16 protein-coding genes are annotated in these 12,711 nt (G+C 69.5%); 12 read left to right on the top strand and 4 right to left on the bottom strand.

Going from position 1 to position 12,711, the window contains the following annotated elements:
• Positions 1 to 65: 65 nt before the first annotated feature.
• The 3 genes from NE857_RS28895 (at position 66) to NE857_RS28885 (ending at position 2,684) form a co-directional block, all read left to right on the top strand.
• On the top strand, positions 66 to 308 hold the full coding sequence (locus tag NE857_RS28895; protein ID WP_017582851.1) for a TM2 domain-containing protein: 243 nt from the start codon (positions 66 to 68) through the stop codon (positions 306 to 308).
• 164 nt (positions 309 to 472) lie between these two features.
• Positions 473 to 1,480, top strand: a complete 1,008-nt coding sequence (locus tag NE857_RS28890) for a glycosyltransferase family 2 protein (protein WP_254418483.1) — start codon at positions 473 to 475, stop codon at positions 1,478 to 1,480.
• 106 nt (positions 1,481 to 1,586) lie between these two features.
• The gene (locus tag NE857_RS28885; RefSeq protein WP_254418482.1) at positions 1,587 to 2,684 is read left to right on the top strand and encodes a DUF4429 domain-containing protein; all 1,098 of its coding nucleotides are present in this window, start codon (positions 1,587 to 1,589) and stop codon (positions 2,682 to 2,684) included.
• Positions 2,685 to 2,696: 12 nt separating this feature from the next.
• Here NE857_RS28885 and NE857_RS28880 read toward each other — a convergent pair whose 3' ends face one another.
• Positions 2,697 to 3,470 carry a glycerophosphodiester phosphodiesterase gene (locus NE857_RS28880; protein ID WP_254418481.1) on the bottom strand — a complete coding sequence of 258 codons (774 nt, stop codon included), beginning with the start codon at positions 3,468 to 3,470 and terminating at the stop codon, positions 2,697 to 2,699.
• A complete protein-coding gene (locus NE857_RS28875) occupies positions 3,467 to 4,219 on the bottom strand; it encodes an IspD/TarI family cytidylyltransferase (RefSeq protein ID WP_254418480.1) in 753 nt (250 codons plus the stop codon). Before NE857_RS28875 ends, NE857_RS28880 begins: the two co-directional genes overlap by 4 nt.
• Before the next feature lie 347 nt (positions 4,220 to 4,566).
• Between NE857_RS28875 and NE857_RS28870 the strand changes: the two genes are divergently transcribed.
• The 9 genes from NE857_RS28870 to NE857_RS28830 all read left to right on the top strand — a co-directional run bounded on the left by NE857_RS28870 (position 4,567) and on the right by NE857_RS28830 (position 12,028).
• On the top strand, positions 4,567 to 5,412 hold the full coding sequence (locus NE857_RS28870) for an ABC transporter permease (protein ID WP_254418479.1): 846 nt from the start codon (positions 4,567 to 4,569) through the stop codon (positions 5,410 to 5,412).
• On the top strand, positions 5,412 to 6,329 hold the full coding sequence (locus NE857_RS28865; RefSeq protein ID WP_254418478.1) for an ABC transporter ATP-binding protein: 918 nt from the start codon (positions 5,412 to 5,414) through the stop codon (positions 6,327 to 6,329). Before NE857_RS28870 ends, NE857_RS28865 begins: the two co-directional genes overlap by 1 nt.
• A 200-nt stretch (positions 6,330 to 6,529) precedes the next feature.
• Positions 6,530 to 7,267, top strand: coding sequence for a hypothetical protein (locus NE857_RS28860; protein WP_254418477.1), 738 nt, complete (start codon positions 6,530 to 6,532; stop codon positions 7,265 to 7,267).
• Positions 7,264 to 7,998 carry a DUF5941 domain-containing protein gene (locus NE857_RS28855; protein WP_254418476.1) on the top strand — a complete coding sequence of 245 codons (735 nt, stop codon included), beginning with the start codon at positions 7,264 to 7,266 and terminating at the stop codon, positions 7,996 to 7,998. The genes NE857_RS28860 and NE857_RS28855 overlap by 4 nt, the downstream gene beginning before the upstream one ends.
• A gap of 33 nt (positions 7,999 to 8,031) precedes the next feature.
• The gene (locus NE857_RS28850; RefSeq protein ID WP_017582860.1) at positions 8,032 to 8,763 is read left to right on the top strand and encodes a phosphocholine cytidylyltransferase family protein; all 732 of its coding nucleotides are present in this window, start codon (positions 8,032 to 8,034) and stop codon (positions 8,761 to 8,763) included.
• Between the two features lie 5 nt (positions 8,764 to 8,768).
• Positions 8,769 to 9,818, top strand: a complete 1,050-nt coding sequence (locus NE857_RS28845) for an iron-containing alcohol dehydrogenase family protein (protein WP_254422129.1) — start codon at positions 8,769 to 8,771, stop codon at positions 9,816 to 9,818.
• The gene (locus NE857_RS28840) at positions 9,796 to 10,566 is read left to right on the top strand and encodes a CDP-alcohol phosphatidyltransferase family protein (RefSeq protein WP_254418475.1); all 771 of its coding nucleotides are present in this window, start codon (positions 9,796 to 9,798) and stop codon (positions 10,564 to 10,566) included. Before NE857_RS28845 ends, NE857_RS28840 begins: the two co-directional genes overlap by 23 nt.
• Before the next feature lie 295 nt (positions 10,567 to 10,861).
• A complete protein-coding gene (locus tag NE857_RS28835; protein ID WP_254422128.1) occupies positions 10,862 to 11,692 on the top strand; it encodes a glycosyltransferase family 2 protein in 831 nt (276 codons plus the stop codon).
• A gap of 21 nt (positions 11,693 to 11,713) precedes the next feature.
• Positions 11,714 to 12,028 carry a hypothetical protein gene (locus tag NE857_RS28830; RefSeq protein ID WP_254418474.1) on the top strand — a complete coding sequence of 105 codons (315 nt, stop codon included), beginning with the start codon at positions 11,714 to 11,716 and terminating at the stop codon, positions 12,026 to 12,028.
• A 46-nt stretch (positions 12,029 to 12,074) separates the two neighbouring features.
• Here NE857_RS28830 and NE857_RS28825 read toward each other — a convergent pair whose 3' ends face one another.
• Both NE857_RS28825 and NE857_RS28820 read right to left on the bottom strand, forming a co-directional pair.
• Entirely contained in the window at positions 12,075 to 12,422 is a 348-nt protein-coding gene (locus NE857_RS28825; RefSeq protein WP_254418473.1) for a hypothetical protein, read from the bottom strand.
• A complete protein-coding gene (locus NE857_RS28820; RefSeq protein WP_254418472.1) occupies positions 12,419 to 12,643 on the bottom strand; it encodes a hypothetical protein in 225 nt (74 codons plus the stop codon). Before NE857_RS28820 ends, NE857_RS28825 begins: the two co-directional genes overlap by 4 nt.
• Between the last annotated feature and the right edge of the window lie 68 nt (positions 12,644 to 12,711).

Below are 12,711 nucleotides of genomic sequence, written 5' to 3'. Positions count from 1 at the left end.
GCCTGTCAGGGGACGGTACGTCCGTCACCCCCAATTCCCTCCTCATGTCCCTGGAGTCAAACGAAATGAACGCGTACCCGCAGCACCCCGAGGCCCTGTCCCCCAAGGACTGGCTCACCACCGTCCTGCTCAGCTTCTTCCTCGGCGGTCTGGGCGTCCACCGCTTCTACACCGGTAAGACCGGAACCGGCGTCCTGATGATCCTCACCTGCGGTGGTCTCGGCATCTGGGCCCTGATCGACTTCATCATGGTCGTCACGGGCAACTTCAAGGACTCGGACGGCCTGCCGATCAAGAACAAGTCCTGATCCCCAGGGTGTGACGGCGGAGCCGAGCGGTCCGGATCCCCGGGCCGCGTGCAGTACCGTTGAGCGCGCGTCAAGCAGCCCCCGCGACACCTTCATGCGGTGCCATCGTGAAGGCCCCCGGGGAGCCGACGCAGTCCCGACAGTCTTGACCTTGGGAAGTGCCCGTGTCCTGGCCGCCTGTCTCCGTCGTCATGCCCGTACTGAACGAAGAGCGCCACCTCGCCGCGGCGGTGGAGCACGTACTCGCCCAGGAGTACCCGGGCGAGCTCGAGGTCGTTCTGGGCGTCGGCCCCTCCTCGGACCGCACCCGCGAGGTCGCCGACGGCCTCGCCGCCGCCGACGCCCGGGTCAAGGTGGTGGACAACCCCACCGGCAAGACCCCCGCCGGGCTGAACGCCGCCATCGGCGCCTCCTCGCACGACATCGTCGCCCGCATCGACGGCCACGCGATGATGCCCTCCGACTACCTCAAGGTGGCGGTGGAGACCCTCGACGAGACCGGGGCCGACAACGTCGGCGGCATCATGGCCGCCGAGGGCACCACTCCCTGGGAGAAGGCCGTGGCCGCCGCCATGACCTCCAAGGTGGGCGTGGGCAACGCCCGCTTCCACACCGGCGGTGAGGGCGGTCCCGCCGACACCGTCTACCTCGGCGTCTTCCGCCGCTCGGCCCTGGAGCGGGTCGGCGGTTACGACGAGGCCTTCCTGCGCGCGCAGGACTGGGAGATGAACCACCGCATCCGCACCACCGGCGGCACCGTCTGGTTCCAGCCCCGGATGCGGGTCTCCTACCGTCCGCGCCGCAACATCAGGCTGTTGGCCAAGCAGTACTTCCACTACGGCCGCTGGCGGCGCGTGGTCGCCCGCCAGCACAAGGGCACGATCAACCTGCGCTACCTGGCCCCGCCGGTGGCCGTGGCCGGGATCGCCGTCGGCCTGGTCGGCGGAGCGTTCTTCTGGCCGCTGTGGCTGGTGCCCGGCGCCTACCTGGCCCTGATCACCGCCGCGTCGGTGCCGCTCACCCGCGGTCTGCCCGCCTCCTCGTGGCCGCTCATCCCGGTCGCACTGGCCACCATGCACATGTCGTGGGGCGTCGGCTTCATCACCAGCCCGCCCGGGCTCGGCGCGGACTCCCGCACCGCCCGGTCGAACAACGGGTCCAAGACCGCCTGACCCGAGTCCCGCCGCCCCGAGCGGCCGCATGCGGACGGCGTCCGCCCTCGATCGGGGGCGGACGTTCTGCTAGGCAAGGGGACAACGGAAAACCGGAGAGGGAGACATGGACGAGTTGCGTGGAGACCAGGCCACGTGGGTGTTCGACAGTGAGTCGATCTCCATCAGGTACGAGACCAAGGGCTGGTTCAAGAGCCCGTTGCTCAAACTGCTCGGCAGCGTGGAACTCCCGGTCTCCGCCGTCCAGGACGTGGACTTCCTCCCCGGAGCCGGGCGCAAGAACGGCTGGGTGATGAACCTGCGGATGCACGACCGCATGGACCCCTACGCCGCCGTCGGGGCGATGCTCGACGAGAAGTCCGAGCCCTTCCGGTTGACCGGTCCGGCCAAGACCGAGCTGGTCGCGGAGTACCTGGCCGACCAGATCACGTTCGCCGCGAGTCAGGCCGGACCGCCCGACCCCGCGACCCCGACCCGCCTGGTGCCCGCCCTTCCCCTGCACATCAGGACCTGTGAGGGCACCGCCCGCCTGGAGGCCGACCGGCTGACCCTGGTCTGGGGCGGCAGCTACGCGAGCAGCTACAAGAAGAAGAAACAGCGCCGTGAGTACGACCTCGCCGAGATCAGCGGCGTGGAGTGGATGCCCCTGGACGACTGGGGCTGGGGTTTCGTCCGGTTCATCACCCGCGAGAACGCCAACGGCGCCTCGGCCAAACCCAAGAACGACCTCAACCTGTTGCGCGCCGGTGAGGACGGCAACGAGATCCACCAGGTGCTCCTGCTCGCCGCCACGGTGACCGCGCACCGCTGGGCGCTGGGCGGGGCCGTCAGACCCGCGCTCGGACCCGGCGCGAACGACACCGAGGAGGCCCCGCCCGGCTTCGACGACCCGGAGTGGTGGAAGGAGGCGGCCCGCAACACCATGGAGGTCATGCGCGGGCCGCGGCTGACCCTGAACCTGCCCGGCCTGGGGAGCGCCAAGGTCGGCGAGGACGATCCGGAGGGGCCGGCCGGGGTACAGCGGCCCCCGGAGGTCGAGCCCGCCCCGGCACCCGCACCGGCCGCTGCCCCCGCGGGCGCGGCGGGCGCCGACACCACGTGGATCTTCGAGCAGATCGAACGGCTCGGCGACCTCCACGCCAAGGGACTGCTCACCGACGAGGAGTTCAGCGCGAAGAAGGCCGAACTCCTCGACCGCATCTGAGCGGCTCCCGCCTCACCCGGTGCTCTCGGTGGCTTCCCGCAGCGCCGCCACCGCGCCGGGGACGTCGTCCACGACCACGGCGTCCATCCCGGCCCGGGCGAACCGCGCCGCGTCCACCGGGTCCGGGCACCAGGAGATCATCTCCAGCCCGGCCCGGTGCGCCGTCTCCACCGTGTACTCCAGTTCCCGGCGGCCCGGCCGGGGTTTCTCCCCCGACAGTCCCAGCGCCCGGGCGTCCACCGCCACGATCGGGCAGCCCATGCCCACCGCGCCCGGGACCGCCGTGTCCGCCGGGTTGCGCACGTAGGGCATCCACGCCGTCGCGACCCCCGGAGCGCCCTCGCGCACCCCCAGCAGCAGACCGGGGTCGAAGGAACAGACGAACATCCGGCGCCGCTCGGCCTCCCGGCGCAGGAACGGCAGGACCAGGGACAGGGTCCGCCGGGCCGGGGCGTCCACCCCGTCCTCCATCACCGTCTTGACGTCCACGTCCAGGCCCAGCTCGGTCGGGATCGCGGCCAGCCCCTCCTCCAGACCGGCCAGGCCCGCCGCCCGGCACTGTTCCTCGGTGAGGTCCACGATCGCGCGGCCGTCGTCCAGCGCCGCGTTGTGGAAGAGCACCAGCCGGTCGTCGGCGGTGCGGCGCACGTCGATCTCGATCCAGTCCGCGCCGGTCCGCGCCGCCAGCTCGAAGGAGGCGGGCGTGTTCTCCAGCGCGCCGTCGACCACGCCCCGGCCCGCGCCCCGGTGTCCGATCACCGCGGTGGCCCCGAAGATCCCGCTCATGAGGGCGCACCCGGATCCGCGTGCGCGCGCATCCGGCGCAGCAGGGTTTCGGCGACCTCCACGTCACCCGGGTTGGTCACCTTGATGTTGGTCTCCTCGCCCGGCACGATCCGCACCTCCTCCTCGGGCAGGTACCGCAGCACCACCCCGCAGTCGTCGGTGGCCACCAACGAGGGGTCGGCCATCGCCAGTTCGTAGGCGCGCCGGGCCACACCCAGTCGGAAGCCCTGGGGGGTCTGCATCCTGCGCAGTCGGGAGCGGTCCGGGGTCTGCGCGATCACCTCGCCACCGGTGCGCCCCGGCGCCACCCGCACCACGGTGTCGGCGCTGGGCACCGCCACACCCACGGCCCCCGCCGCACCGAGCGCCGCCACACAGGCGGTGATCGTCCCCGCGCGCACCAGCGGTCGGGCCGCGTCGTGCAGCAGCGCCAGGTCGGAGTCGGCCGCCCCGGCCATCGCCGACAGCGCCGCGTAGGAGGTGTCCGTCCGGGTCGCCCCGCCCGGAAGCACCCGGGAGACCTTGCTGAAACCGGCCTCGGCGACGATGTCCTCGACCCGCCCCACGTACTCCTCGACCATCAGCACCACGATCTCGTCCACCTCGGGACTGGCCTCGAAGGCCGCGATCGAGTGCTCGATGATGGGCCGACCCTCCAGGGGCAGCAGCTGTTTGGGGGAGGGCGCGCCCATCCGGGCCCCGACCCCTCCGGCCAGAACCGCCGCGATCACCCGCGGACCTGCGGACATTGCTTCCCAACTTTCCTGAGGCGGGATGTCAGTCGCTGACCCTAGCCGAACCGGATGAGGGCGGGGTGGGCGGGAATGATGCGGATGTGGGGTACGCGGCACGTGGTTGGCACGGTCTGTCCGATGCAGCGGTAACCTATGGACGCCTGTTTGGCGTGCCCGGTCCATACCTCCTCTGATGCGGTCGTGGAGCCGGGCGCGGTTCGTGACATCCCTCGGTCACCCGAAACACCCCCGTTCCGGTCCGGTGAGGGTCCGACCGTGTGACCGCGTAGACGGCTGGTGCGCGCAGGCGATTTCGATAGACGCGACAGTCCGGCACATCGTGATCCGGACGATCTCAAACCTTGGAGGTGGCGGTGGCGTCAAGGACGCTGGCCGTCTGGGAGCACCGGAAGGTCGTCGGCCTCCTGGTCCGGCGCGACCTGAAGGTCAAGTACCAGCAGTCCGTGCTGGGTTACGCCTGGACGATGTTGGAACCCCTCGCGCTGACGATGGTGTATTTCTTCGTCTTCGGCGTCGTGCTCAACGCGGATCGGGGCATGCCGCCCGAGGCCATGGAGCACGGCGGTTACATCCTCTTCCTCGTGGCGGGGATCCTGCCCTGGACGATCTTCGGGTCGATCCTCGGCGAGGCACCGCGTGCGATGATCACGCACTCGAAGCTGATCACCACGATGAAGGTCCCCCGTGAGATCTTCCCCATGGCCACCGTCAGCACCAAGTTCGTCGAGTACCTGCTGACCTGGCCGGTCCTGCTGATCTTCGTGTTCGCGATGGGCGGCCAGTTCAGCTGGGAGGGCATGCTCCTCTGGCTGCCGCTGGCGATCGTGCTCACCTTCATGTTCGGTCTGGGCGTGACCCTGTTCCTGTCCGCGGTCAACGTGTTGCTCCGCGACGTGGAACGGCTGACGCGTATCCTGACTCGCATCCTGTTCTACGGCTCGGCGATCCTGTTCCCGGCCGCCATGGTGCTCGATTCGGGTGCGCCTGGCTGGGCGAAGACGCTCTACGAGCTCAACCCGCTGATGGGTATCTTCCAGATGCACCGCACGGTGTGGTTCCCCGAGTACGCGGAACTAACGCCGAGTGCTCTCGCGTTGACCTCTGCGGTGGTCGGTTCCATCCTGATGTTCGTCATCGGATACTGGACGTTCCGCCGTCTGGAGATGTCCGTTCTGAAGGAGTTGTGATGGCGTCCACCTACGAGGCCGCGGTCACCAGCGGCCCGGTCATCGAGGCCAAGGGCCTCGGTGTGAAGTTCGCCGTGAACCGCCGCCGCAAGCGCAGCCTCCGTGAGATGTTCATCCACGGCAGCAAGCGCGACCCCAACGCCGAGGGCAACGAGTTCTGGCCGCTGCGCGACGTCTCCTTCGACATCGCCAAGGGCGACTGCGTGGGAATCGTCGGCAAGAACGGCACAGGCAAGTCGACCCTGCTCAAGATGATCGCCGGGGTGCTCATCCCGGACGAGGGCAAGGTCAGTGTGCACGGCAAGGTGGCTCCGCTGCTGGAGCTGCGCGCCGGGTTCAACGACAACCTCACCGGGCGCGAGAACGTGTACCTGGTCGGTTCGCTGCACGGCATGACCGAGAAGGAGATCGACGAGCGCTTCGACGACATCGTCGACTTCGCCGAGGTCAAGCCGAAGTTCATCGACACCCCGGTGCGGCACTACTCCAGCGGTATGAAGGTGCGCCTGGGCTTCGCGCTCATCTCTCAGCTGGAGCACCCGATCATGCTGGTCGACGAGGTGCTCGCGGTGGGCGACAAGGCCTTCAAGCGCAAGTGCTACGAGGCCATCGACCGCATGCTCGCCAACGAGCGCACGATGGTGCTGGTCTCGCACAACGAGCATGACCTGCGCCGCTTCTGCAACCGCGGTCTGTACATCAAGGGCGGTTCGCTCGCCCTGGACACCGACATCGACTCCGCCCTGGCCGCGTACAACGCGGACACCAAGGTGGAGATCGAGGAGCGCAAGAAGAAGGACGCGGCGAAGAAGAAGCGCGCCGAGGAGGCGGAGAAGAAGGTCGACACGGAGCAGCAGGCCGTTGAGTCCGATTCCGATGACAAGCCCAACGGCAAGGACGGCGGTCAGGCCGCCTGATGTGGGCGAATCCCCCCGAAGGCTGACGAAAGAGCGCACCCCGGACTGTTCCGGAGGTGCGCTCTTTCGCGTCCGGACCTGTCCGGAACGCCCTTGGAGGGCTGAAAGCGGCATCTCGGCTGCCATGCGCGTGTCAGTGGTTGATTGCGCACAGAGCGTAGGCGACGGTGACTCTCAGTTGAAACTGGGAGGGCACGGGCATGGCTGGCACGGTGGCGCGGGCGACCGCGCGAATGTTGGAGCGCAGGCGCGTCACCCGTTCGGGGGTGACCCGGATCAGCGTCCTGCTGGCGGTCGCCGCCGCGGTCTGGTTCAGTCGGGCCGACCTCGTCGGCGCCCTGGCCGGGTCCGCGCTGCTCGGGCTGGTCCTGTTCTGTGACGCGGTCCGCTCCCGGATGCGGGCCAACCGCAGGGACGCCCTCACCGTCTGGACGGCCTCCATCGCCGCCCAGCTCCGGGAGTACGCCGTTTACGTCGGCCTCGCCTTCGGGGCGGCCGCCGCCGGGTTCACCAGCGCCTGGGGGTGGGCCGCCGGCGCGCTGATCGCCCTGGCCCTGCGTGACGCGCTCCTGGTGGCCCGCTCGGCCCCCGCGGCAGCCTCGGGGGGCTCAGGGGTGAATCCGCTCGCCCCGCCCGCGCAGCGTCGCGCTGAGGGCTTTCGGGTGCCTCCGCCCAGGCCGGGCTCCACCGGAAGCGCGGCTGCGACAGCCGCCCCCTCAGTGACTTCCCCGGCGGCGCCGGAAGCCGACGGAGGCCTGTCGCCGGTGCTCCTGGCTCGGCGGGTCATGGTCTTCGGTCAGCCGACCCGCTTCCTCGTGATCGCCGTCGCCACCGTGGCCGTGGACGCGCGGCTCGCCTTCCTCAGTCTGATCGTCGGCTGCGCCGTGGCGATCACCGGGGAGCTGGTCGACCCCTCCTCCCAGGGGGAGCGCCGATGAGCGCGGGGGAGGCGGGGGAGGAGCCCCCGAGCACGCGGGAACGCTTCGTGCCCACCATCCCCGGCCTGCGCCTTCTTCGTGATGACAGTCACATCGGGGTGCTGCTGGGCAGGATCGTCCCGGGGCTGGCCCCGCCGCTGCTCACCGCCGTCGCCGCGGCCGTCGTGGTCCTGGTGCTGATCGCGGCTGACGGGGGACAGCTCACAGGCATTACCCTGTTCGCACCGGTCGCTGCCCTGCTACTGTCCGGTCTGGCCTCGGGCCACCCCCACGACGGGCGGTACGACTGGCTCGTACCCCCGATCCTGCGCGTCACCGAGTACAGCTACCTGGCGGTCGTCGGGCTCGCGTCCGGCGTACCCGGTCCCCTGGTGTTCGTACTCTTGATGACGGTCGTCTGCCATCATCGCGACGACGTCGCACGGCCCGCCGTCGGTGTCAGCCGACCGGTGTGGGTGCGGCGCGCCGCGCTCGGCTGGGACGGTCGGATGCTCGTCATCGCGGTCGGGGGCGCGTTTTCCGCCCTCACCACCGCCTACGGCATACTCGCCGCATACCTGGCGGTCCTGCTCGTCCGCGAGGCCGTGCGCACCTGGAGCGCCACACCGGTGACCGACGTGGGCGTCAGCGCCGCCACGCAGGGCGACGACGCCGCCGTCCCGGGGGATCACCCGATCACCCGCCGGGGAGACGGGGGCCAACCGGCCGCCGGAACGAACGGGGAGGCGTGAGAGCCTCCTCGAACTAAGGAGGAACACGCCCTCATGCTCGGAATGGTTCTCGCCGCAGGCGCGGGGCGCCGTCTGCGCCCCTACACCGACACCCTGCCCAAGGCCCTGGTGCCTGTTGACGGCGAGACGACCATCATGGACATCTCGCTGCGCAACCTGGCCGCCGCCGGGCTCACCGACGTCGTCGTCGTGGTCGGTTACCGTGCCGAGGCCGTCGAGGAGCGCAAGGAGGCGTTGGAGAAGCGCCACGGCGTCAAGCTCACCCTCAGCTACAACGACAAGGCCGAGGAGTGGAACAACGCCTACTCCCTGTGGACCGCGCGTGAGTTCTTCTCCGAGGGCGTCCTCCTGGTCAACGGCGACACCGTGCACCCGGTGAGTGTCGAGGAAACGCTACTCGCCGCCCGGGGTCCGGAACTCCTCCTCGCGGTGGACAACGTGAAAACCCTCGCCGACGAGGAGATGAAGGTGACCCTCGACGACGAGGGCCACCTCAGCACCATCACCAAGCTGATGGACCCGGCCACCGCCGCGGGTGAGTACATCGGCGCCACCCTCATCGAGGGTTCGCTGGCCCCGCGCCTGGCCGACGCCCTCAAAGCCACCTGGGAGCGCGACCCGCAGCTGTACTACGAGGACGGCTACCAGGAGCTCGTCCGCCGCGGTGAGAAGATCTCCGTCGCCCCCATCGGCAAGGTCGACTGGGTCGAGGTCGACAACCACGACGACCTGGCCAAGGCAAGGGAGATCGCGTGCCACTACTAGCCCGAATGCTCCCCTCCCCGCTGGCGATCGACGTTCGCCGGGGAGCCATCGCCTCGCTCGGAACGGTGCTGTCCGACCGCCGGATCGCCACCGAGGGGCGCATCGCCGTCGCGGTGGGCCCGGGCCAGGGCGCACAGATCGCCGCTGACCTCGACCTGCCCAACTGCGAGGTCTTCAAGGTCGAGGAAGGCACCGTCGACGCGGCGACCGAACTGGGCCAGAAGCTGCGCTCCGGCGCTTATGAGGCCGTGGCCGGTATCGGCGGCGGCAAGATCATCGACGTCACCAAGTTCGCCGCGACCATGGCGGGCATCCCGATGGTGGCCGTGGCCACGAACCTGGCCCACGACGGCATCGCCTCTCCCGTCAGCTCCCTGGAGCACGAGGGCGGCAAGCCGTCCATCGGCGTCACCATGCCCCTCGCGATCGTCATCGACGTCGACTACGTCCGGGCGGCCCCGCCGCACCTGGTGCGTTCCGGCATCGGTGACGTGGTCAGCAACATCTCGGCCATCGAGGACTGGGAGCTCGCCGGGAGGGTGAACGGCGAGCCGATCGACAGTATGGCCGTCACCTTCGCGCGCGTGGCCGCCGAGGCGGTCCTGCACCGCCCCGACTCGATCGAGTCCGAGGGGTTCATCAAGATCCTGGCCGAGGGCTTGGTGCTGTCCGGCATGGCCATGGTGGTCGCCGGGTCCAGCCGCCCGGCGAGCGGCGCCTGCCACGAGATCCTGCACGCCATCACCCAGCTCTACCCCGGTACGAGCAACCACGGTGAGCTCGCCGGTCTGGGTGCGCTGTACGCGTCCTACCTGCGGGTCAAGCACCTGGACTGGCCGCAGGCGCGGATGGATGAGATCAGGAACTGCCTGATCCGCCACGACCTGCCGATCGTGCCCTCCGACGTCGGTCTCGACGAGGCTTCGTTCGCGCGTGCGGTGGCCCACGCCCCGGGCACCCGCCCGGGCCGGTTCACCATCCTTGAACACCTGAACCTCTCCGAGGACGAGATCGGGCGGAGTGTCGCGGACTATGTCGAAGCCGTCGGTCGCTGAGGTCCGCGCGGGCGGCCAGCCCGCGGGGATCAAGGAGCGAGTCAACGAGGAGCACTGGGCGGGCCGTCTCTACATGCGGGACATCTCCCCGTACCTGACGACCCTCTTCGTGCGCCTGCGCGTGCCGCCGAACCCCATCACCTACCTGATGATGGTCTTCGGCGTGCTGGCCGGTGTGATCGTGGCCTTCGGCGGACTGTGGTCGGCGATCCTCGCCGCCGTGTTCGTGCAGATCTACCTCCTGCTGGACTGCTCCGACGGCGAGGTGGCCCGCTACACCGGCCGCACCAGCGTGGCCGGGATCTACCTGGACCGCATCGGGCACTACGTGTCCGAGGTCGCCCTGCTGATCGGCCTGGGCATCCGCGCCCAGGGCGAGTTCGAGGCGGGCGGCTGGGTCATCCTGGGCATGACCGCCGCGCTCGGTGTCGTGCTGATCAAGGCCGAGACCGACAACGTCGTGGTGGCCCGGGCCAAGGCCGGCCTGCCGGAGAAGATCTCCGAGGAGGCCATGAAGCCGAAGTCCTCGGGGCTGAGCCTGGCCCGCCGCCTGGCCTCCATGCTGAAGGTGCACCGCCTGATCCAGGCGGTCGAGCTGTCCCTGATCGTGGTGGTGGCGGCCGTGGCCGACCTCTTCCTCGGGGACCTGACGGCCACCCGGATCCTGGTCGTGGCCTGTGCGGGCGTGGCGGTTCTGATGAGCTTCGCGCACTTCGTGAGCGTGCTCGCCTCCCGCCGCCTCGAGTAACGCGATGATGACGTTTTGACGTCTCCTGCGGAGCCGTGGGCGATACCCCGTTCACGGCTCCGTACACTTCGTTTTTATCCTTTCGTTAGTCTGTTGCTGCGAAAGTTGGCAGGTGTACACCTGCCAGTCGCACGACGTCCACTGAACGGTCGCAACCATGGCCACACCCGTGATCCCTCCCCCGCAAGGCTCCGACGCGTCCGCCACGCGTCCGACCCGCGCGCCAGGAGCCGAACGGAGCAGCTCCCAGGTGCCCGGTACCGGAAAGCCCACCCTGTCCTGCGTTCTGCTCACCATGGGCAATCGCCCGGCCGAGCTGCGCCGCGCGATCACCAGCGTGTTCGAGCAGGAGGGCGCGGACGTCGAGGTCGTCGTCGTCGGTAACGGCGCCGACCTGCCCGAGCTGCCGGAAGGCGTCACCACGGTGCGCCTGCCGGAGAACGTGGGCATCCCCGCGGGCCGAAACGAGGGCGTGCGGGCGACCAGCGGCGACATCGTCCTGTTCCTGGACGACGACGGCTGGTACCGGTCCAAGGACCTGGCCAGGCACGTGCGCGAACGCTTCGCCGCCGAACCGGCCCTGGGCGCGCTGTCGTTCCGCATCGCCGACCCCGACGGCGGCCCCGACCAGCGCCGCCATGTACCGCGGCTGCGCGTGGGCGACTCCCGCAAGTCCAGTGTGGTCACCACCTTCCTCGGCGGCGCCAGCGCCGTCCGCCGCACCGCCTTCGACGAGGGCGGCGGCCTGCCCGGCGAGTTCTTCTACGCCCACGAGGAGACCGACCTCGCCTGGCGCATCATGGACTCCGGGTACACCATCGAGTACGACGCCGACGCCGTGATGTACCACCCGGCCGTCGCACCGACCCGGCACGAGAACTTCTACCGGCTCAACGCCCGCAACCGGGTGTGGCTGGCTCGCCGTAACCTTCCGTGGCCGCTGGCCTTCGCCTACCTGGGCACCTGGGTGGGCCTCACGGTGCTGCGGGAGCGGGACCGCGCCGCCCTCAAGTCCTGGTTCGCCGGTTTCCGTGAGGGCTGGCGCGAGGACGCGGGTCCGCGCACCCCCATCAGCTGGAAGACCGCCTGGCGGATGACCCGAGCCGGCCGTCCCCCGATCATCTGACCCACCCCCCGGGAGAGTGCCTTGTACGTCATCAGCCCCATCCTGCTCCTCGGCCTGTTCCTGCTGTTCCTCGTCATCGTGGTCGGGGTGGTGCTCGTCATCGTGTTCGCGCGGCGCAAGCCGACTCCGCCGCAGCACCCGGGCCAGGCCCCGTACGGCCAGTACCCTCCGCAGCACCCGGGCCAGGCCCCGTACGGCCAGTACCCGCCGCAGGGTCCTCCCCCGCATGCTCAGCAGCCGCACCCCGGACACCCGGGCCAGTACCCGCCGCCCCAGCAGCAGCCCGGTCAGTACCCCGGTCCCCAGGGGACGGGCCCCCAGCACCCGCAGCAGTAAGGACAAGGGGGCGGGCGCCGTGTGGCGCCCACCCCCTTCGGTTTTCTCAGTTTCTGGCGGCGTCCACAGGGCGGACCTCGTGGGTCTGAGTGGTCGGCACGAAGTGCGGCCAGGTGGGGGTTCCGCATTCGGCGGCGTGCAACGCGGCGCGGACGTTCGCGGAGAACAGCCGGATGGCGTCCTCCAGGCTGTCGGCGTGTACACCCATCGTCACGCTGATGGTGCGCTGGGCCAGGCTGCCGGCCACGTCGGGGTCGGTGATGCCCGGGTCGCAGTCCTGGAGGTTGTCGAGCTCGTCGATGAAACGATCAGTGAAGGCGTCGAAGTCGCTGTCGGTGGTGGTGCCGTTGCGGCTTTCGAACGACAGGTCGACTTCCAGGTGGTGGATGGTCACCGGTCCTGTTCCTCCCAGCAAGTGGCTCGTCGCAGCTGCCCGAGCAGATCCTTCAGGTAGTTCGCTCCCGAAGGCGAGAGTTTGACGGTCTTGAAGTGCTTGTCCTCGCAGGGGCAGTACAACTTGTAGTACTTCTTCCTGCGTTCGACACGCCATCCTCTGGCCTCCGCGCCCTTCAGCACCGATTCCAGGTCCTTGTCGGGGTGGCGTGGTCGAACCATGCGTTATCCCAGCTGTTCAGCGTGTACGGATGTCGACACCTGGACAGGGACAGCCCAAGCGTAGGTCA

This window comes from Nocardiopsis exhalans (assembly GCF_024134545.1).
Classification (GTDB): domain Bacteria; phylum Actinomycetota; class Actinomycetes; order Streptosporangiales; family Streptosporangiaceae; genus Nocardiopsis; species Nocardiopsis exhalans.
This window is presented reverse-complemented; position numbering and strand designations above follow the sequence as displayed.

Excerpts from the sequence above, each read along its gene's own strand:
- NE857_RS28860 (WP_254418477.1), top strand. The coding sequence starts at position 6,530 with ATGGCTGGCACGGTGGCGCGGGCGACCGCGCGAATGTTGGAGCGCAGG.
- NE857_RS28845 (WP_254422129.1), top strand. The coding sequence starts at position 8,769 with ATGCTCCCCTCCCCGCTGGCGATCGACGTTCGCCGGGGAGCCATCGCC.
- NE857_RS28895 (WP_017582851.1), top strand. The coding sequence starts at position 66 with ATGAACGCGTACCCGCAGCACCCCGAGGCCCTGTCCCCCAAGGACTGG.
- NE857_RS28880 (WP_254418481.1), bottom strand. The coding sequence starts at position 3,470 with ATGAGCGGGATCTTCGGGGCCACCGCGGTGATCGGACACCGGGGCGCG.
- NE857_RS28855 (WP_254418476.1), top strand. The coding sequence starts at position 7,264 with ATGAGCGCGGGGGAGGCGGGGGAGGAGCCCCCGAGCACGCGGGAACGC.
- NE857_RS28820 (WP_254418472.1), bottom strand. The coding sequence starts at position 12,643 with ATGGTTCGACCACGCCACCCCGACAAGGACCTGGAATCGGTGCTGAAG.
- NE857_RS28835 (WP_254422128.1), top strand. The coding sequence starts at position 10,862 with ATGGGCAATCGCCCGGCCGAGCTGCGCCGCGCGATCACCAGCGTGTTC.
- NE857_RS28885 (WP_254418482.1), top strand. The coding sequence starts at position 1,587 with ATGGACGAGTTGCGTGGAGACCAGGCCACGTGGGTGTTCGACAGTGAG.
- NE857_RS28840 (WP_254418475.1), top strand. The coding sequence starts at position 9,796 with ATGTCGAAGCCGTCGGTCGCTGAGGTCCGCGCGGGCGGCCAGCCCGCG.
- NE857_RS28850 (WP_017582860.1), top strand. The coding sequence starts at position 8,032 with ATGCTCGGAATGGTTCTCGCCGCAGGCGCGGGGCGCCGTCTGCGCCCC.
- NE857_RS28875 (WP_254418480.1), bottom strand. The coding sequence starts at position 4,219 with ATGTCCGCAGGTCCGCGGGTGATCGCGGCGGTTCTGGCCGGAGGGGTC.
- NE857_RS28865 (WP_254418478.1), top strand. The coding sequence starts at position 5,412 with ATGGCGTCCACCTACGAGGCCGCGGTCACCAGCGGCCCGGTCATCGAG.